Here is a 20,033-nt window from a genome sequence, read left to right as displayed (position 1 = left end):
TTGGAGGCTGGAGTGAAATATCAATTTCCCGAGGATTTTTGGTGGGGTAGTGCCACTTCTGCAACCCAATCTGAAGGGGCGTCATTGCAGGATGGCAAGAGCCAGAATATTTTCGATTATTGGTATGACATGGCACCAGAACGTTTTCATGGCCAAATTGGCCCGGAAAACACCTCCACCTTTTACGATAATTACCGGCAGGATATCTTGCTGTTAAAAGCCTTGGGGCATAACACGTTCAGGACATCGATTTCATGGTCGAGACTGATCCCAAGTGGTGACGGTGAGCTTAATCCCAAAGCCGTCACCTTTTATAATGCGGTCATTGATTCCTTACTGGCGAACGGGATTACGCCGTTTATCAACCTCTACCATTTTGATATGCCACTGTGCATGCAAGAAAAAGGGGGCTGGGAAAGTCGCGCAGTGGTAGATGCCTATGCGCACTATGCCAAAATCTGTTTTACCTTATTTGGTGACCGAGTAAAACACTGGTTTACCTTTAACGAACCCGTGGTGCCAGTTGAAGCAGGCTACCTGAACGACTTACATTATCCTTGCGTGGTAGATTTTGGCCGCGCGGTAACGGTGGCCTACCATAGTGTCTTGGCTCATGCCAAAGCGGTTGAAAAATATAGGGAACTGAAGCAAGGCGGTGAGATTGGTATCATTTTGAACCTCACCCCGACCTATCCTCGTTCCGACAGCGCACCCGACCAGATGGCCGCAAATCGTGCTGATTTATTGCTTAACCGTAGCTTCCTCGATCCCGTCACTAAAGGTGTTTACCCTGACGAACTGATTGCGTTGCTGCGCGAGCACGACTTATTGCCGCAGATTGAATCTGATGATTGCCAACTTATTACTAAGGGTGTCATCGATTTATTAGGGGTTAATTATTACCAGCCAAGGCGGGTCAAAGCAAAAGATATCCCGACTCCTCAGGGGCAGGTGAAAACGCCGGAAGACTTATTTAGTTTTTATGAGATGCCGGGGCGGAAAATTAACCCGCATCGTGGTTGGGAAATTTATGAAAAAGGGCTGTATGACATTCTGACAGACCTGAAACAGAATTATGGCAATATTCCTTGTTATATCTCTGAGAATGGCATGGGTGTTGAGGGCGAAGAGCAATTTATCACTCCATCCGGTCAAGTTGATGATCAATATCGCATCGAGTTTATTCGCGAACATCTAAAATGGTTGCATCAAGCATTACAAGAGGGCAGTCATTGCAAAGGCTATCATCTGTGGACTTTTATTGATTGCTGGTCTTGGCTTAATGCTTATAAAAATCGTTATGGATTAGTGCGATTGAATATCGCAGATCAGTCGCGAGTCATAAAGAAAAGTGGTTATTGGTTTGCGAATGTTGCAAGGCAAAACGGCTTTAATTAACGGCTTTAATTTACGGAGTAGCAACAGTATGTTTGATTTAGATAAAATCGTTGATGATGTTCAACCTACCGATGAACTGGAAGATGTCGTGATGGGGTTGATTATCAACGCAGGGCAGGCCCGGAGTTTGGCCTATAAAGCGTTGAAACAGGCTAAAACAGGTGATTTTGCTCAAGCGGAAGAGCTGATGGCACAATCGCGCATGGCGCTGAACGAAGCCCATTTGGTACAGACTCAGCTTATTGAAGCCGATCAAGGTGAAGGGAAAACCCGAGTCACATTGGTATTGGTGCATGCTCAGGATCATTTAATGAACGCGATGTTAGCTCGTGAGTTAATTGCAGAGTTGATCGAATTACATCAAAAGGTAAGCTGAACCGCGCAAATATCTGTCCGTTTTTCAAATAAGAGAGTGAAGGTAAATAAGATGGAAGTCAGATTAGTACGCGAAAAAGACTTTTTTAACGGAAAAGAGTTCCATCTGTTTATTTATAACAAAACGGAGAGTGCAACCGGCTTACATCAGCATGATTATTATGAATATACCCTGATATTAACTGGCATGTGTTATCAAGACATTAATGGCAAACGTGTCTTTTTAGAGCGTGGCGATTTTGTTTTTATCCCCATGGGTTCCCATCACCAAAGTTTCTATGACTTTGGCGCTACGCGAATTCTAAATGTTGGGATCAGAAAATCTTTCTTTGAAGAGCACTATTTCCATTTGCTCTCCAGACCTATCGTTGCCTCACAAGCCTATCGGCTAAAAGGTGATTTTCTTTCTTATATTGAATCAGCGATTTCTGCGCCGCACTTTAGAGAAGATGAATTAACCGAGTTAGTTGAGCTGCTGACTTTTTATGTCACCAACCGCATTAGTCATTATAAAGAGACTGAGGTTAATGACGATATTCCGCTGTGGTTAAAAACCAGTATCGACAAAATGCATGACAAATCGATGTTTGGCGAAAAAGCACTGGTGAATATGATTGAGCTTTCGGGCAAAACTCAAGAGTACCTGACTCGCGCGACCCGGCGTTATTACCAGAAAACGCCAATGCAAATTATTAATGAAATCAGAGTTAATTTTGCCAAAACCCAGCTTGAAATGACGAATTACTTAGTTTCAGATATTGCCTTTGAAGCAGGTTACAGCGATACCACGTTATTTATTAAAAACTTCAAAAAACTCACCTCTTTTACGCCAGGGAACTACCGCAAAAAATTCAACTGCGTCAGAGATGGTTTATCCGATTAGTTTCCGACCAGATATCTGTTGTTGGAATGGCCTTACAAGGTGCTCTCAATGGAAAAGTTACTTATTGTTAATGCTGATGATTTTGGTCTATGCAAAGGCCAAAGCTACGGGATCATTGAAGCATTTCGGCATGGTATTGTCTCATCAACTACCGCAATGATGAATTGTGCAGATATCTATCATGCAGCAGAACTGAGCCAGCAAAATCCTGCATTACCAGTGGGCATGCATTTTGTGCTGACTTATGGCCGGCCCTTAACGGCGATGCCATCCTTGGTTGATGACAACGGTGAGTTGGGCAAATGGTTGTGGGCGCGGGCTGAAGCGGGCGAGTTGAATCTGGATGAAATTGCCCAAGAATTGGCTGTTCAGTTTGATAAGTTCATTACTGTGTTTGGCCGCCCACCCACTCATATTGACAGTCATCACCATGTCCATATGTTGCCGCAGATTTATCCGTTGATTGAATCTTTTGCTCACGAAAATTCATTGCCATTAAGAGTCGATCGTCAAGATGCGCAACAGCAGAATACTGTGCTTCACCAGCCCCGCAGCACAGAGTGGTTTGATGCCGGTTTTTATGGCGAGAATTTGACGGAACAGTCATTTTTGCAATTGTTAGACTATGCAGACCAAAATACAATTAACTCTGTTGAAGTGATGTGTCACCCGGCGTTTATCGACAAAATCCTAATGACCAGTGGCTATTGTTATCCACGACTGACCGAGTTGGATATTCTTACGTCACCAGCATTAAAACAAACTATTGCCGATCGTGGTTATCGTTTGGGGTCGTATCTGGATTGTTAAATATCATAAATTAACCGTACTGAGCACCTTTTCAAGGCCTCCATTAAGGGGCCTTTTTACTGTGCTTTTCATGGAGAGTTAGGCGAGAATGACATTACCTAACTGATTCAAATAGGGAGATTCAGATGAACATGTCTATTGCGATCCAGAATAGTAATCCTGACAAGACAATATTCAATGCACGGCTATAATGGCGAAATATAGCTTGGAAAAGGTGGCCTGCCGCTGCCCAGCAGACGTTTCCAACGGTCCCAATAATAGCCAGTAACACACTTACAGAAATCACCCAGAGAGCATCTTTCGTATAAGGCAGCACAAAGGTTGATAGTGCTGTAATGCCATACAGAATGATAAAATTGTAGCCAGAAACTGTTTGATAGACCTTTTGGAGATGGAGATGTGGGATCATTTCTCGCACTTTTGGTAGCCGACCAGATAATATAATTGGCCCCAATCAACGTTAACCAGTGTGAAACTGAAGGGATAATGTTGATGAGTGTCCTGTGAACAGAGCGCAAATCAGCATGATAATAAGAAAGCCCACGCTCATTCCTGCCAGTACTCTAGCGCTTCATTTAAAACCGAAAGAATGTGGGTCAATAACTCGTCTATTTTGTGAAGACATCTACTCACCTTTCAGGTTCAACATGATGAGTCTCTGCATGTGATATTCCGCAAAAATAGTAACACCTGCATTAGTAATGTTTTTCATTTTACCTTTTGTACGGCAGATATGAGGGATTACTTCACCTTGATAGTTACTTTATTGACTGGACGACTATCTTGAATTATTGTTCTTCTTTTTTATATGGTTTATAAATTATGATAAGAAGCTTGCAAGCCTTGAGGTTTTATGCTGCGATAACGATTGTTATATATCATGCATGTCGGCAATATAATATTAAGACTGGCTCTTATTACTTAGATCTTTTGTTGAAAGAAAAATTAGCATTTGGTGTTGATATATTTTTCGTTATAAGTGGATTTGTTATTTATTATTCCTTCATTGGTACCAGTAAAAAGTTTTATGATTTTCTTTTTGATAGAATGGTCAGAATTGCTCCAATGTATTGGCTGTCAACTTTGATTTTTAGTGTGATGCTTCTTTTGAATCATTCCCTTTATCCAATAAGTGAAGTGAATATCTATACTTTTATAAAAAGTTTATTTTTTATACCTTTTGCAAATTTACAAGGGACTTACCTCCCGATCCATAGCGTTGGTTGGACGCTGAATTTCGAAGTTATATTCTATGTTTTTTTCTCACTTTCCATTTTAATTACCAGAAGATGGGTTGGATTGTGTTCTTTTTTGTTCATTATTGGCTTGTTCGTTATAAGTGAATATGTTCCGGCTATGACATTTTACCATAATACAATTGTGTTTGAATTCGCACTTGGGATGTTTGTGGCATTTTTAAGAAAACGTTATACCAAAGAGTATAGCACTAATACGTTATATATCTGCGCTGTGTTGGGGCTATGTTTATCTGTCATGCTATTTGGCAATATAGTGGATCGTCTGCTTTTCTGGGGTATTCCCGCATTTATTATGGTCCTGACATTGGTGTTTTTCGATAAACAGATAAAAACAAGTGCTTTATTGATGTTATTGGGGGCATCTTCATACTCCCTGTATCTACTCCATAGAATAGTTATTTCCATGATGATTTGGGCCTTTGGTTTTTCTAGTTATTCCTGGCTGTTCATAATTTTTTCTATAGCGTTAAGTTTGTTGGTTTCTATTTATAGTTTTAAGTACATTGAAAAAAATATAACTATTAAATTAAAAAATAAATATTATAAAAGAACTATATTAAGGTCGAATTAATATTAAATAGTGATATTTCAAGCTTTAAAAAATCTGCACCGCACGAGTGTTATAAAATTAGTCGCGTGCAGATGTGAAATAATTTATGAATTGTTCGTAAATAAGCTTTACAAGAAAAATTATTGATTACCCCATAACTTGATATGTAGCGTAAATACAATCATCATACAGGGTAAGGTCTTTATCTATGGTTTTCGCTTTTTGTACTTCGGTGTGAGTGAGGGGGCGTGTAGTCCGCGCCATGCAAGGTTCTTCCCTGTAATTGGTATACGTTTATTGGTATACATCTTACCGTATACCAATTCGTATACCAATAGACGCCGGTTTCAGGCGGATACCCTCGGACTATTACAGACACAAAAAAGCCCGCAAGGCTGGTTCCATGCGGGCTTAGTAGACTTTACTATACTTCGGTAAAACTAAAAGTGCTGGGGGAGTCTGAATTGGTGTTGTAATTCATTGAAATAACTTAGGTAACCTCTAATTCAACTTTTCTTTGGTGCCTATACAGGTGCCTAAAAGTTTTTTCACCCCTTTTTGATGAGAAAAATAAAGCGAGATAGGGAGAAAGACTTGCGCTATTTATGTGTGCACTAATCCGGTAGCTCGCCTGGCTCTGAGTAAATCGATAGTAGTCAGGAATGGTGTCTGCTCTTGCCAGGTGAATCCTTTACGGTCGATGCGCACCAGTTCATAGCGTTCCACCAGGAAATTCACCGCATCAGCAAGTGTGATACCCGCCTCGATATGTTCCTGGATGGCTGAATCATCATGGAATGGTGTGTCGTTGAGCGTAAGACCGTAATGGTGTTCCAGTAGGTACGTTAACAGTTGCTGCCAGACCTGAACGGGCGACAGGCGTGGCGAAACCGGCACCGTGGCCGGTACAGTTGAAATATGCATGAGTTGAGTCCCTGATAAAGGAAGAGGAAGGTGTTACCTGGTTACGGCTGACTGGGGATAAATAGCGATGTAAACGTAACCATGAGAGCCGAGAGTGTCAGCTTCACAGGTGAGTCCATTGTGATGCAGAGTGACGCAGTGTTGACAGCGGGGATCAAGCTCTCCAGTGGTGAGCATCCGCTCTAGCTGTTTCATCATCAGTGGAAACACCTGGTCCAGACGCAATGCTTCATCGTCACTGAATGAGCCATCAAACCCAGCCCGATCAGTCAGAAAGTAGAGACGGTTGCCTTCCTGTACCAGTCGAGCGCCGAAGCACGGCGTGATATTACGTTTTAATCCCCACTGAAGGCAGGATGCGTTCTCCGCTGATGAGCCGGATAAGGTGGTCGATTGCATTAACATATTCCTTAATGACTGAGAGAAGTGATTAATTCATCGTCACGCTGCGAAGGATGGCATATGGGCCTGCGCGATCCTGACGACGCTCAACAAAAACAGCGAGTACACCGCTGATATCCTGAACTTCACGTCCGTAGTAATGGCAGACACTGCCATGCCACTGGTAGTGACCTGTACAGAAGGCAGATAACCGGGATTCGGGATGCTGACGATAAATATGCATCGCCTGGCGCTTACTGATGATTTTCATTCTGCACCTCACAACCAACCACATTCAGCAAAAGACACCACTTCGTTCCCAACAACCAAATGATCCAGCACTCGCACTTCTACCAGTGCTAACGCTTTCATTATTCGCTGGGTGATGTGTTTATCCTGCTGACTGATTTCTGTCGTACCAGACGGATGGTTATGCGCCAGAATTACTGCAGCGGCGTTGTGCTTCAGGGCTGACTTCACCACTTCGCGCGGATGTACTTCGATATGGCTAAGCGTGCCGGTAAACAGCGTTTCTCGCTCCAGCAAACAATGCTGATTGTCGAGATACATCACGATGAAGACTTCCCGCTCCAGGTGAGCCATCTGCAGTTGCAACCAGGTTTTTGTGAGGCTGGTGGAGGTAAATGACTCACTCGGTTGACGCTGGTATTTCTCCAACAGACGTAATGCTCGCCGGATGACTCGCTGCTCGTTTGCTGGAAATACGGGGGATAAATTGATCGCAGGCATGACTGCTCCTTAGAAGAAAAAGCTCTTCCTAATCTTCGGAAAGGCGTTAAGAGAAAATAGAGGAAGGATTCATAAAGCAAGCTGCAGCATATTCTCGGCCATCACCCAAAGGGCACGATTGAGTTTCACATCACCGTCGATACCTTTAACGGCGCGTGTATGTGCCCGTTTACCTTTGGTAGTTCGCCCAGACAGTCCACCTTTAATCAGGTTTTCCTGAATACGCTGGTAAGTGGTCCAGAGATCGTTACTTTCATCCTGCCAGCGGCGCGGAGATAGTATCTGCGATTCCGTCACCGGCTGATGTTCTTCACCAAAGCGATAGGTTAATGCTGCTTTCGCCATTGCCTGCTGTGCCGGTGGCGGTAACAAAAGCGACTGCATGGCATCGCGCTTCTCTTCCACCCGGTCAAAAATCCCCAGTACTTCGTAAGCCCCTTCAATGACTTTCTCCACCACGTTACCTTTATGCGGCACGCGTACTTCCCCAAACGACTCACCACAAATCAAACCATTCTGACAAACTGAACGAAATAATCCCGGTAGCATCTGGTATGAACTGGAGCCGTCGTGGCTATTAAGGAGGATGATTTCTGGCACCTGTTTGCCAGTGATCTGGCCTTCGCGACGCAGGCGCAGCATGTGTTTGGTGTGATCTCGCTTGCTCTGGTCCCGAACTCGGGTCTGGCAGGCAAAGAATGGCTGGAAGCCTTCGCGTTGTAGGTTATCGAGCAGGGAAATAGTCGGGATATAGGTGTACCTGTCACTGCGGGATTCATGTTTATCTTCGCTGAAGACACTCGGCACATAGTGTGCCAGTTCGTCACGGGTTAACGGGCGGTCGCGGCGAACAAGATTGACTGAGCCGAAGCGGCTGGCTAAACGGGTCATAAAAACTCCTGTAGAGAATGGGCATAAAAAAAGCCACCCCGAAGGATGGCCCTGTCTGTTATTAATGAGTCTGATTAGGTCGCTGGCGGTAACGTTGGTTGTAGCGCAGGTGGCACTGTTCTGCTGAGTCGTGTCTTTCGGCCCGGTAGAGCTGGAGTTGCGCCAGTAACGGGGCTTTCCGTGACTGGAGATAAGCCAGGCACCATTCCCTTCTGACAACCAGTCTGACCGGTACGGGCAGAAGCTCATAAGCCTTACTGAACACCGACTCGATAAATACATCGTCACTGAGTTTATCTTCAGCAATGTTCAGCAAGCCGTTGATAACGATAATTTCGAGCAATCGCTTATATCGTGTAGTACGGGATTCTGGCACTTCTGTCGTTTGCTCACTGACACTTTCTTCAACCCGCTCAACCGGATTATCAGTGGAGGAAACATTTCGCCGTATACTGAATTTCTCTTTCAGTCCTTTGAGTTTCCCCTGGGTATTTTCAGACATATAACTTTGATCCTCTGAGCGCTCAGAAAGGGTGATCAGGCGAGTGTGGCGAGTTTTTTAATGATGCGTATCAGACTCAGTGTGGTGAGGCTGGCTCCCAGAGCTTTAACCGCAACAGAATTGCTGCGCATCAATGTCACACCGGCAACACTCAAAACAAGCTGCCAGGTACAGTCCACGGTTGGTGGCGTTTCCTGCTGTAATGTTTTTCCCACTGAACCTCCATTAGCTGAATGCCGAATAAAAAGTTATCTCACTGATAAGGTTATTTATAACCATTGGGAACCCAATGGCCCTGCTTACGGATATCAGTAATGATGTCTCCCTGGTTGATCGAAATAGTGCGCCAGCCCGGCTCGTTGGCGGACGGATTACCGTAGGTATACCCCACTGACATAGTGAATGCTTCACCCGTCGTGGTGGTTAAATCTGCTTCATATGCCGCTTCGGTATTTTGTTTACGGATGAAACGCACGGTATTAATGGCACGACAACGCAAAGTACTTTTGGCATGTTCAAATGAGTTATCCGCCATCTGGCAACCTTCAGATTTAATTTCATCCGTCAGGCTTGTCGAAGCATTAAAGTTTTTAGGGGCAGGAACGAAATTAGCCATATCGCTGCGCATTGTTGGCGGATCTGTCTGAAGCACAAGATAAACAGGACAATCTGATTTTCCGACTTCACAGGCTTTTGCGACGTAATCACGTACCAGCCAGCCTTTATTGCCGAAATATTCAGCACCGCTCTCGTCTTTACATTGTGACCACGTGGCTTTTTGTCCCATCATCACGCCGTCTACCAGGACGCAGGTAACGGCTTTTACAGGCTTCCCGTCCCAGCGAACAGCGTCAAAGGGTTGAATGCCGGTATGATTCACATCAAGCGTATAAGCCTGCGGGTTCTTCGCTATCCTGTCATTTGCCTGTTTCAGTTGATTACTGCCTTCCTGAGTCAGAAAGAAGGTATAGCGTTCGGGATGTATGTCGCCGTGAATTGTCATTGCAGACGAGACCAAAGGAATAAACAGTGCTGCGGAGCTGAGAGATAAAATAACGAGTTTACGCATAAGGTTTCCTTTCAGTTTATTAATGATTAATACAGTCCTGCCAGGTGGCATCAGCCAGCGCCTCATTCAGCCCTTTGGCGATGAATTGTTTAGATATAGCGGCATTCATAGAGGTCATTTTTATAACGTCTTTTTCACTTGTCGCTTTTAGCGCAGTAAAGGCCGTTTCATCCAAAGGATGGTTCGTACCATTGATACTGACTCCAGGTTCAGAAAGTCCTGTTTGTGACGAGACGCGGTAATCCTCTGCAGGCATGCTGTAAGCAGCAGACAGCTTTCCGCTTGTGCAGGTCAGTGTGAGTACTTCACCTGAAGCATTTTGAGTATTGAGTTCAAACTCCATGGCACTGATGTTTCCGTACCAGTCACCCCATTGCTGGTCACCCTGTACGGCGCTGGCACTGTGGCTCAGCAGCAGTAACCCAGCCAGAGTTGCGTAATGGTTTCTGAGCATTCAGTTTCCTTTCCTGATGATTTACATACAAAAAAGCCCGCTTCCGTTTTAAGGGGAGCAGGCTGATCGTATTGATTAAATGATGCTGCGGATAATCGTTAATACAGATCAGTTTCCAGGAATTGATCGTTATCATCTATTAAAATATCGATCAATCAATCTTTATCAATAGGTTTAAGCTATCTAATGTTGAGTATCGATCGGTGCGACAGATCAACAAGTTGCAGCAACCGAATGACATTAGTCAGACTGATTCATTTGGGTGATATAGGTTTGAAATGATCTGTAATACAATTTTATCCGTCGAATAAATCACAAATCATCATAATGCTGATTACTCATTTTAAAGTATCTAACTTCAGAGTGATTATTGACTATATTATGTAAGTTAATTGATGTTATTAAGTGTTTCTTTCTTCTATAGCAAAAATGCCTGTCGGTTAATATTACATGTCTGATTGGTATTATAATAATAAAGATGACTTAATACAGTTAAGTCAATAACATTGACTATTTCCTAAAATGTAAATTTGAATGTATTAATTAACTCTTCTTGCAGATTGTATTGAGATGAATAACACAAGGATTGAAGTATGAGCAACGATATGGGTTACAATCAGCATCACATCAACCGTATTCATGAAACACTGCAGAATTCCTTACGTGAGTACCCAAGGACGTTTATCCTGAATATTATTCTGAGGTTTCCTGATGCTAATTACGAAAGTTATAAGACAGATCATCAATTGATAACCCGCTTTATGGAGTCGTTAAAATCACAGATTAAACAAACGCAGAAGAGAAAGGTAAAACAGGGTAAACGAGTTCATCCCCGTAACGTTCGTTATGTATGGGCGAGAGAGTTCGGTGAAGAAAAAGGAAAGAAGCATTATCATGTGGCATTGATGCTGAATAACGATGCCTATTACAGTGCCGGTACCTATTATCCGATACAGGGACATTACGTTCACTGTCTGGGATTGATGATTATGGAGGCATGGATCAGAACGTTGAACCTTCACGCATATCAGGAGTATCAAAAAAAATATTATCCCCTGATAGAGTTTGTACATGAAGGTGATTTTAATTTGAATGCAAATGGGGAACATTTTGCCTGGCATTACGATACTATCATGAGAAGACTGTCTTATCTGGCTAAGCGATTTAGCAAAGATAATTCTGACAAACACAGGAATTTTGGTTGCAGCCAGTCCTGAATCATTGAGAGGTCCAATCAAAACCACAATCTGACACGGCTGTAGCAGCGCTGTAGCGACACAGGCTATAACAATAGAGCAACTTGTCTGAGCTGTAATGCTTCCTCGCTAAACTGTGTTGAAGTGATTCCGTCTGTCCCGTGCTGGGTGATTTGTGAGCAAAAGAGCAGGTTTCATTTGCGGGTACTTTCCAGAATGCCGCTACAGTTCGCTACAGTAGCGGTTGTAGCAGAGGAGCAATGTATCACTGTGTATTTTTCAGATGGATAAGGCTCGCGATCTCCTCCGGACCACGAGCCTGTGTATTGTTGCGTTATCCAAAAAAATAGTGCTCAGGTATGAGGTAGCTATTCTGGCTAAGTAGGGTTCTGAGGCGAAGGTGGCTGTTTATCATCATAAAATGGCATATAGCGACCATCGTTCATGCGCCAGGTAATATAAATCGCCGGGTTTTCAGGGGATTTAACAATATAAGCGAAAACACCTGTGTTCATGATGGCATTCAGCAATGGTTCCAGTCTTTCGCTGCGGCGAAATTTGTTCGGACCATATTTAATGACATCGTTCTTTTTGAACGGTAAGCCATTAGTGGACCTGAATTTATGATAGATCCACTGAGTCAGTATTTGCACGTCCTGCTGGAATTTATACTCATCCGTGAACTGATAAAACCAGGCCGCGGTATGATTGAGATACCAGTTCATCATCGCTGATGCCCGCGAAATAACATCAAGAGTAATAATGTCGTCGTCTTGGTTGGCGAAGTAATTCAGCAACGCAGCGATACGCAACGCATTCGTACTGGCTTTAAGTACCATGGGTTTGATATATGACCAGGCACCACCCGGGAGTATGTATCTCAGCCAGTTTTCACGCATCGTCTCCCAGTGGACTTCAGCTTCAGGTGAAAGCTTGAGAACCTTTTTCTTACCTTCACCTGAATTAATTTGTTTAAGCTGTTGCCCGAGTAATTTACCAATCAGGTCGTGAAAGCAGGTTAAAGCACTTTCATCACGGTAAGCGGTAGCCGGACGATAATGGTGGCTCAACACACAGGAACTCAGTGTGTTGTTTGGGGTGATATTTGAAAAGAGAAAGCGGGATAAAAAACCGCTCTCTAATGCTTTATCACCATCCTTTTTCATGTAATCGAAAAAAAGCGAAGGCTGTAACATCAATGACACCGTCAGCGTGGGTTTAAAGCACTGGGTGGCACGCTGATGACGATTATGCTCATACACATCGCCATCCCAGGCTTTATTGAAGAACGCCAGATTATCTTTAAGACGTGCGTCAAAGAAGTTGCTTGCTTCATCAGAAATCAGACCTGCGCAGGGATAGGCATTCAGGCCAGCGATGAGCGCGGCAAGCGAGGTGTCATTGTAGACCAGCGTCGAAAGTAGAGGCTTGACGGGTTCAACCGATGCGTGAGATTTCAGGGCTGCCTGGGCCTCGTCTGTACACTGGTCTTTTTTAACTGCATCGCGCAGCTTACTTTCCAGCGCCTTCAAACTGGTTTTCCAGACGACATAATCTTCGCGCCAGACAACCATGTTTACCCGATGCGATTCGGCCAACTCAGCCCTGAAAGCATCAAAGGGTTTCATTACCTGTTTGCTGACGGACGATTTGCCCGTTCCTGAATCAGCGAGCGTCAGGATGTTGAGTGAACAATGCTCCTCCGTGCCCGTGTAGGGATTGAGTACATTGATATGCGAATGGCAGGCCAGCGATACTGCCGCTAAAACAGCGTTCACGGCCAGTACAGTCGGTACTTTTCCACCATCCTGAAGATAGTTGATGGCGTTTTGCATTATCAATGGCAATGCATCAACGGGGAAGGGACTGGCAGAATTAACCAGTGGAAGTGCAGGGGGTAAATATGACATTTCAATTTCCTTTTTTTCAATCCAAATAACGCAGGGATGACATCACCGATGCGACTAACCCTGCCGGGTAAGGGCATGCGGTGAATGTTTTTTTATGTGGTATTTCAGGATGCTCCTTCGACAGTCGCCTGCAGAGGAGAGAGAAGATCAGAGCAGTGCGTGTTTGCGCTGCAAAACCCAATCGTCAAGTTCGGATTCGAGCCAGCCAACTGATTGTTTACCTAGAGGGTAGGGTTTCGGGAATGCTGGGTCATGACGTGGGGATTTGGCATTGAGCCAGTCATAGATGGTGGAACGAGCGATGCCGAGTTTGGCCGCAACTGCTCGCATGCGCAGGATTTTTACCGTCCGGGTGTAGGTGGTCATCTTTCTACCTCATTGAACTGTAAGGATGTAAGTTATTTGTTTAATAACGGCTCTCCGTTATTCAATACCTGAGCCGACTGGCTGGTATACGATGGATTGTAATGAAGTCGAATGGTGTCTAAAATTGGCAATTACCACTTACTTTTTTTGACACTAACTTATGCCAGCCACAACATCTGTACAGAAAGCAGCGTTTGATGCTATCGACAGTCTTCACTTTAGTCAGGTGGTGATGAGTCTCATATGCGCAGACCCCGTTGCAGAAGAGTGGTATCGCCGTATTTTTCGCAGAATCAACAGTATCCTTCAGAAGGCAGGGATCACTGGAAAACAGGCCCAGATAGCCAGGCATTATTTGCTGGGTGCTCTTGAAATCCACTTGTCTATTGATAGCAACTATTTTTCGGATAAAGTTGAGCACAATAATAAAGGTGTTGATGGTGGTGCACCTTATAACAGAGAACTTCACGAGAAATTTGTTGAACACAACCGAAATTATAGTATCGCTATACTTTGCAATATTGCTGATTTTAATGGTGTCGACAGAGAGTTCTTTTTTCAGGCAACGGAGGAGTTATTTAATGATAAGATATTATCTACCATGCCGCGTTTTATCAGATATCGTCTTACCGAATGTTGCTATGCGCTGGAATATCCTGATGCTCCTCTCTTTTTTTATCGGGAGTTGGTGACTCTGGGTATTGTTTTATGTGGAAAATACTCACATCATCGTGACCGGTTTGTGAAGAAGTCTGATTCAGAATTATCACATTTGTTCATTCGTGCAGGCTTACTTTTTGAGTTTAAGATGCTGCAAAGAGCAGTGCAGGTGATAACCTCCCTCAATAAAAATGGTACTCTTGTTTTACCCGCTGCAGATCTCCGAATGTCCTTTACAGAGCGAAAGAATATTGCTGATTACTATAAAAGACTTGTTGATGTTTGGTTGCTGGAAGATAAGCCTGGTTCATTTGTTTTTTTTCAGTGTAAAAGTGATGTTTCGGATTTAGATGTTAAAATACTTCTTAAAAATATGAGCAGATTTTATTTTCATAAACGAATGTTTGATGGTACGCAGGGAAGCTGGCTGGGAACACTGGGAGCATTTGATATTGAGGTTAGCCGTTGGGTAGAACCAGAGCTTGCGATTTATTACGAGGGTAATAATAGTCTTACAATTTCAGAAGAAATTAGATCTAAGTTTATGGAGTTTGGTTTTAGTGTATCAGCTAGAAATTTGTATTTGCGGCATAAAGCGGTAAGAAAAAATAGTTACTCTAAAATCCGATATTATTATGCCCTCTTATTGAATCAGCCATGCATCTTCCCTTGGTATCTTAATGACAATAGTTGTTACGACATGGCTCTGGGGTTTGATGGTTCTGAAGACTTTGTTGAATAAATAAAATTTAAGGCGAGTTCCCTGTAACAGATCATCGTTCTTGCAATACGCACGCTTTCTGGCATCTCCGCCTTAGTCATTTCGTTCAGCGCACACTCCATACCCAAAAACCTCTGCAACCTGACCGTCGTAGTCACGCAACGTCAGTGTTCCGCCGAACAACTGTTTTATGTGTCTGCTGGTACTTTATCAGCGCCTTCTGGCGCTGGGATAGGATCACTCTCAGGAAGGATTTATATTTGAACATAGTTCTTGAACAAGTGGGTTTACGTCATTACGCAAATCTATAGGCCATGCCGATTGCTAACCCTATGCCCAAAAACACTGTGACATGAATCAGTTAGAGTATATTTAAGGATTGGCATTTTTTAGCGAAGCGGTAATATGACTTGCCGTGTCAATTCTTTCTAATTGTGCCTCAAGAGCATCAAGGTTGAAGGACTCGGGCTTGCGGCGTGGCGCTAAGCTGCTACAGGTTGGCGCATCCCTATACGGATTGAGAGGAGCCACAATGTCAGCAGCAGACGCCACTACATCATTATCTGGGCAGATATCCCTTCGGTTTGTTGAGCTTTGCCAGTTCCGCCGACTTGGTAAGGTCCAGCTTGAGATTGATCCTAAGACTACTATTCTCGTCGGTGCTAATAATAGCGGCAAAACATCAATTCTGGCAGCGCTGCGCCACTTCCTCGCAGATGGCTCGTCATTTGGTGCTTTCGACATCAGTGTTTCTCAATGGCCAAAATTGCGGGAACTTGGAAGAGCTTGGGACGCATTAGAAGAAGACCCATCTACGTCTGGCGCATCCGAAGGTGAATGGGAAGAGCAACTCGGAACCTTACTTTCGGCGATGCCAACGCTAGATCTATGGTTCGATGCTAAGGCCGGTATGTTCCACTATGTCTCCCCGTTCTTGTCAAAATTCAGTTGGAAGGGGGGTGGGGTAGGTGTCCGATTGCGTCTGGAACCTGCTACGAACATTGAGGAGCTGAAGCAGTTGGCTTGGAAGTATCACCTGACGAGAATACCTGTGAAGGATATGGGAAAGGATTCGCTTGCGTGGCCGATTGATCTTCTTGATTTTTGGCTGCGAGAACCTTCTCAACTCGGCCAGGTTCGGGCCTATAAGTTAGATGCCGATAACAACCCTTTGGACGGAATAAAGACCTACGTTAGCCAGGTACTGGATGCTGACTCTAGCCCAATTGATCGTAAGCACCTGCAGAAACTTATAAAAGTAGACTTTGTGGCTGCACAGCGTGGCCTTGGTAGTGAGGAAGCTGATTCCCGATCTGCTTCTGGCCCCCATCGCATAGGTTTATTCTCCAACCAGCTTCTCAAATTTGCTCGACAGCACCTAAATGTGGCTGCAACAGGTCATGGGCACCGAGCTGACCTCATAAAAGCTGTTGCTGAGGCGCAGCAGGAACTAGATAAAAAGATCCATGAGGCTATAGGACCTTCGGTAGAAGAGGTTAAAGAGCTTGGGTATCCAGGCTTGCATGATCCCCAAGAGATTCGTTTCCGAACGCGCATACAGACAGCTGATTTACTCGACCATGGAACCGCTGTTCAATACAGCATGCAGAAGGATTCGTTAGAAGAGCTTCTCCCGGAATATTCCATTGGTCTCGGTTATCAGAATTTACAATCGCTTAGTTACCAACTTGTTTCTTTCAAAGCTGCTCGCCTAAATCCTGAAAAGGGCGCTCCAGTACCTGTTCACCTGGTTATGATTGAGGAGCCCGAGGCTCATTTGCACGTCCAGGTACAACGTATATTTCCTGGCAAGGCACATAAGTTAATAAGCCCTAACGGTAGCGATGAGTTAGGACTTAAAAGCCAATTGATTATCAGTACTCATTCTAGCCATCTAGCACATGCTGAGAATTTTGACCGGCTACGATATGTTCGCCGCATTGCTAAGAGTGATGAACAAACCATGCCTACCACTGAGGTGGTCAATCTTGGGCAAGTTTTTGGTGATGATAAAACGACCCGTCAATTCGCTGAGCGTTATTTTCGCGTTCAGCACACAGATCTTTTATTCGCCAATGCTGCAATCTTTGTCGAGGGGGTTGCTGAGCGTATGCTGTTGCCTCTTTTCATTGAAAGAGATTTTGCAATACTCAACAGTCGCTATCTGTCCTTCCTTGATATTGGTGGTAGCCATGCTCATCGGCTAAGGTCTCTCGTTGAAAGACTCCGTATTCCTACTGTAATTATTACAGATATCGATCCTGTTGAAGAAAAACTTGGTAAACCTAAAAAAAATGGTGAACCAGCTAGAACCTTGGTTGCTGTGGCTAATACAGGACAGCCCGGGCTGCAATGCGGAAACCCGACTCTTCGTGGATGGCATCCTAAGCTGCAACAGCTTGAAGATTTCAAGAATCCGAAAGATGAGCATCTTGTCTGGAACGAAATTGCCGAATGTTCTGTCCGATTCGCATGGCAATTGCCTGTAGCCGAAGCCGATAGTCAGTGGCCGAGTACTTTTGAGGATTCGCTTATCCTAAGAAATATTCCTTGGTTTAAGGAGTTGATGAATGAAAAGGTCGATGACGAAGGCAAGCAAATAACGCCGCCGAAAGGCGCGCTGGGCTCAGTAGCAAGACAGGTTGCTGAAAATGATAATATTCCAGAACTGCTCGCGGCCCTGCATAAATTAATGCATGGGTCTTTTAATAAAGGAGACTTTGCCGCAAGCATCTTTGAAAAGGTCGCTGCGGAAGAGCCGATTGTCTGTCCTAAATATATCGTGGATGCATTGGAATGGCTCCAGACACAGCTTGAGCCAAGCAAGGAGGTGATACCATGACTAACTCACCAATCCTTGACAGCAATGATCGCGATGCAGGGGTAGTAGAAGAAATTTGTGGCTATCTTACAGATATTCCACCTCGTAACTACTTCCTTTTTGCAGGGGCTGGTTCTGGTAAAACACGAACATTGGTGGAAGTTTTACGTCGCCTTACTGGTGTGTCCAAGCATGAGAAAGGGGGGCAATTAGCACGGTCCCTGAAGATGTATGGGCGTTCGATTAGAGTTGTGACCTACACCAAGAATGCTGTCTCTGTAATCAACGGACGTCTTGGGGACAATAATTTAGTCAGTGTGTCTACCATCCATTCGTTTTGCTGGGAATTGATTAACGGGTTTAACGATGACATTCGTGAGGCTCTTATTGCATTAAAAGAAGCGCAACTTGCTAGAGACACTGCAGAGGCGGAAGCAAAACCGAGAGGTATAACTCCAGCTAAACAACGCGCTCTCGACGAAATTATAGATGAAATCGAAATTCTGCGAGCGACAGAAGTATTCATATACCATCCCGACCGTAATACGTATGGTCCGGGTGCTTTACCACACAATTACGTACTGGACGCGACTGCATGGTTGCTTCGGAATAAACCGACACTTCAAAGTATTCTCAAAGATCGACATCCAATCATACTTATTGATGAGTCGCAGGACACGATGAAAGGTGTACTGGACTCATTGATGTTACTTGCCGAAAAGCGGGAGCGAGATTTGACTCTTGGTTTGCTGGGAGATCATCGACAACGAATTTATACAGATGGTCATGCGGATCTTCCAAGCATTGTTCCGGAAAACTGGGCAACGCCTGAGTTACAAATGAATCATCGTAGTCAGCGACGGATAGTCACACTGATTAATAAAATCTGGGAAACTGAACTGGAAGGCAGGACGCAACCAACAAAGGGTTCAGCACAACATCCCCGAACGGAAAAAGCTGGTGGAACGGTTCGGCTCTTCTTGGGGGATACATCACGAAGTCCAGAAGATAAAGTGCTTAGTGAACGCTGGTGCGCTGAGCGAATGTTTGAAATTAGTGGCTTAGCAGATTGGAATCAAGGGCAATATCAGTTGCTTGCGCTTGAGCATAAGCTTGTTGCCACTCGTGGCTCGTTTCTTGATGTTTATGAGGCAATGGTTCTGTTAGATCCTCATGCAGCAGCGCCATCTGGCAGTGGTGATAATAAGGGGCCTTCATCTGTACAAACATTGCTTAATGAACTGGCACACTTGGAAGCCTGTATAAGCAATGACGGGATTCTAAATGAGTTCATGGCAACTGAGGTTTTTAGACGATATGGCAGGTTAGATAATATTCCTCAAGACTATGAAGCAAGAGCCGCACGTACTGACGAAATACTCAAGGCGGTAAATATATTTGCGGCGGCTTGCGCTCAACCAGAGTCAACGGTTGCTGATGTGTTAGCGCCAGTCTTGTGTGCAAGCTTGTTCGAGATAGATCATCGCCTTCAGGAGGCTTATGCCGATAAGTCACCAACCCCCCCAGCTCCTGGACGAGGTGAGGATGAGTCAAAACAAACAAGAAGGCGCCGTGGATGGTGTGCACTGTTTGCTGCTCCATGGAAACAACTTAAGTGCTATCGGAATTACCTTGCTGGGATTTCAGAGCTTGCAACACATCAGGTAGTTAAAGGCTCTGAGTTCAAGCACGTCATGGTTGTAATGGATGATGAGCTTGCCGGAGGGTTCCTCATTAAATACGACAAGGTTTTTGGCGGTATGGAGCTAAGTAAACGGGACAAAGATAATGCTGAAGCTGGCAAAGAGACAACCATCGACCGGACTTTACGATTACTGTACGTAACTTGCAGCCGTGCGCAAGAATCGCTCGCCTTAGTGCTTTGGTCGTCCGATCCAGCTGCAGCAATGGCTCGAATCGAGGAAAGTCAGTGGTTTGCAGAAGACGAGGTACAAATCATCCCATAGCATCGCTTAATCACATTCACAATGTCATTCAGTTTTTAGGTCGTCGGTGTTGCTGATGAATGTTAATATTACTCTAAATTTTCAGTGCATTGTTTGTATCGGTTATTAAATGTTAAGGCTACGCCTTTCCCAACTGATGACCTGCA

The 20,033-nt window shown here is 44.3% G+C and carries 20 protein-coding genes and 2 pseudogenes; 9 read left to right on the top strand and 13 right to left on the bottom strand.

The window, feature by feature from the left end:
- The first annotated feature begins 12 nt into the window (after positions 1-12).
- From DX162_RS01185 to DX162_RS01160, 5 genes are all read left to right on the top strand, one after another.
- A complete protein-coding gene (locus DX162_RS01185) occupies positions 13-1,398 on the top strand; it encodes a glycoside hydrolase family 1 protein (protein ID WP_004390411.1) in 1,386 nt (461 codons plus the stop codon).
- 28 nt (positions 1,399-1,426) lie between these two features.
- Positions 1,427-1,774: a PTS N,N'-diacetylchitobiose transporter subunit IIA gene (gene chbA, locus DX162_RS01180; protein WP_004390412.1), complete on the top strand. Its 348-nt coding sequence runs from the start codon at positions 1,427-1,429 to the stop codon at positions 1,772-1,774.
- A gap of 36 nt (positions 1,775-1,810) precedes the next feature.
- A complete protein-coding gene (gene chbR, locus DX162_RS01175) occupies positions 1,811-2,656 on the top strand; it encodes a transcriptional regulator ChbR (RefSeq protein ID WP_227744189.1) in 846 nt (281 codons plus the stop codon).
- 48 nt (positions 2,657-2,704) lie between these two features.
- The gene (gene chbG, locus DX162_RS01170; protein ID WP_004390414.1) at positions 2,705-3,466 is read left to right on the top strand and encodes a chitin disaccharide deacetylase; all 762 of its coding nucleotides are present in this window, start codon (positions 2,705-2,707) and stop codon (positions 3,464-3,466) included.
- A gap of 822 nt (positions 3,467-4,288) precedes the next feature.
- The gene (locus tag DX162_RS01160) at positions 4,289-5,296 is read left to right on the top strand and encodes an acyltransferase family protein (protein WP_004390415.1); all 1,008 of its coding nucleotides are present in this window, start codon (positions 4,289-4,291) and stop codon (positions 5,294-5,296) included.
- Between the two features lie 162 nt (positions 5,297-5,458).
- Here DX162_RS01160 and DX162_RS22180 read toward each other — a convergent pair.
- The 10 genes and pseudogenes from DX162_RS22180 to DX162_RS01115 all read right to left on the bottom strand — a co-directional run.
- Positions 5,459-5,539: pseudogene (locus DX162_RS22180) on the bottom strand (integrase arm-type DNA-binding domain-containing protein); the annotation flags it as partial.
- A 339-nt stretch (positions 5,540-5,878) separates the two neighbouring features.
- Positions 5,879-6,199: a TA system toxin CbtA family protein gene (locus DX162_RS01155; protein ID WP_004390416.1), complete on the bottom strand. Its 321-nt coding sequence runs from the start codon at positions 6,197-6,199 to the stop codon at positions 5,879-5,881.
- Positions 6,200-6,232: 33 nt separating this feature from the next.
- Entirely contained in the window at positions 6,233-6,598 is a 366-nt protein-coding gene (locus DX162_RS01150; protein ID WP_032819787.1) for a type IV toxin-antitoxin system YeeU family antitoxin, read from the bottom strand.
- A 31-nt stretch (positions 6,599-6,629) separates the two neighbouring features.
- Positions 6,630-6,851 (bottom strand): DUF987 domain-containing protein, encoded by a 222-nt coding sequence (locus tag DX162_RS01145; RefSeq protein ID WP_004390417.1) that lies wholly within the window; start codon positions 6,849-6,851, stop codon positions 6,630-6,632.
- A gap of 8 nt (positions 6,852-6,859) precedes the next feature.
- Complete coding sequence (gene radC, locus DX162_RS01140; RefSeq protein ID WP_004390418.1) at positions 6,860-7,330, bottom strand: RadC family protein; 471 nt, start codon at positions 7,328-7,330, stop codon at positions 6,860-6,862.
- 69 nt (positions 7,331-7,399) lie between these two features.
- Positions 7,400-8,221: a DUF932 domain-containing protein gene (locus DX162_RS01135; RefSeq protein WP_004390419.1), complete on the bottom strand. Its 822-nt coding sequence runs from the start codon at positions 8,219-8,221 to the stop codon at positions 7,400-7,402.
- 61 nt (positions 8,222-8,282) lie between these two features.
- Positions 8,283-8,723 (bottom strand): hypothetical protein, encoded by a 441-nt coding sequence (locus DX162_RS01130; protein WP_004390420.1) that lies wholly within the window; start codon positions 8,721-8,723, stop codon positions 8,283-8,285.
- A 35-nt stretch (positions 8,724-8,758) separates the two neighbouring features.
- Positions 8,759-8,938, bottom strand: coding sequence for a hypothetical protein (locus DX162_RS01125; protein ID WP_004390421.1), 180 nt, complete (start codon positions 8,936-8,938; stop codon positions 8,759-8,761).
- Positions 8,939-8,988: 50 nt separating this feature from the next.
- Positions 8,989-9,792 (bottom strand): hypothetical protein, encoded by an 804-nt coding sequence (locus tag DX162_RS01120; RefSeq protein WP_004390422.1) that lies wholly within the window; start codon positions 9,790-9,792, stop codon positions 8,989-8,991.
- Positions 9,793-9,811: 19 nt separating this feature from the next.
- On the bottom strand, positions 9,812-10,246 hold the full coding sequence (locus DX162_RS01115; protein ID WP_004390423.1) for a hypothetical protein: 435 nt from the start codon (positions 10,244-10,246) through the stop codon (positions 9,812-9,814).
- Positions 10,247-10,839: 593 nt separating this feature from the next.
- Here DX162_RS01115 and DX162_RS01110 point away from each other — a divergent pair.
- Positions 10,840-11,463: an inovirus Gp2 family protein gene (locus tag DX162_RS01110; RefSeq protein WP_032819788.1), complete on the top strand. Its 624-nt coding sequence runs from the start codon at positions 10,840-10,842 to the stop codon at positions 11,461-11,463.
- Positions 11,464-11,819: 356 nt separating this feature from the next.
- Here DX162_RS01110 and DX162_RS01105 read toward each other — a convergent pair whose 3' ends face one another.
- Positions 11,820-13,352, bottom strand: a complete 1,533-nt coding sequence (locus tag DX162_RS01105; RefSeq protein ID WP_004390424.1) for a YfjI family protein — start codon at positions 13,350-13,352, stop codon at positions 11,820-11,822.
- 147 nt (positions 13,353-13,499) lie between these two features.
- On the bottom strand, positions 13,500-13,718 hold the full coding sequence (locus DX162_RS01100; RefSeq protein ID WP_004390425.1) for a helix-turn-helix transcriptional regulator: 219 nt from the start codon (positions 13,716-13,718) through the stop codon (positions 13,500-13,502).
- A 160-nt stretch (positions 13,719-13,878) separates the two neighbouring features.
- Here DX162_RS01100 and DX162_RS01095 point away from each other — a divergent pair, with 160 nt between their 5' ends.
- Positions 13,879-15,120 (top strand): hypothetical protein, encoded by a 1,242-nt coding sequence (locus DX162_RS01095; protein WP_004390426.1) that lies wholly within the window; start codon positions 13,879-13,881, stop codon positions 15,118-15,120.
- 41 nt (positions 15,121-15,161) lie between these two features.
- Here DX162_RS01095 and DX162_RS22500 read toward each other — a convergent pair.
- Positions 15,162-15,291: pseudogene (locus DX162_RS22500) on the bottom strand (IS5/IS1182 family transposase); the annotation flags it as partial.
- A gap of 340 nt (positions 15,292-15,631) precedes the next feature.
- On the opposite strand from DX162_RS22500, the gene DX162_RS01085 reads away from it, so the two are divergent.
- Together DX162_RS01085 and DX162_RS01080 are read left to right on the top strand one after the other, a co-directional pair.
- Positions 15,632-17,941 carry an AAA family ATPase gene (locus tag DX162_RS01085; protein WP_032819789.1) on the top strand — a complete coding sequence of 770 codons (2,310 nt, stop codon included), beginning with the start codon at positions 15,632-15,634 and terminating at the stop codon, positions 17,939-17,941.
- The gene (locus tag DX162_RS01080) at positions 17,938-19,887 is read left to right on the top strand and encodes a UvrD-helicase domain-containing protein (protein ID WP_032819790.1); all 1,950 of its coding nucleotides are present in this window, start codon (positions 17,938-17,940) and stop codon (positions 19,885-19,887) included. Before DX162_RS01085 ends, DX162_RS01080 begins: the two co-directional genes overlap by 4 nt.
- Positions 19,888-20,033: the final 146 nt, after the last annotated feature.

It is taken from the genome of Yersinia kristensenii (genome assembly GCF_900460525.1).
Taxonomy (GTDB): Bacteria; Pseudomonadota; Gammaproteobacteria; order Enterobacterales; family Enterobacteriaceae; genus Yersinia; species Yersinia kristensenii.
The sequence above is the reverse complement of the archived record's forward strand: the minus strand, read 5'-3'. Positions and strand labels throughout refer to the sequence as shown.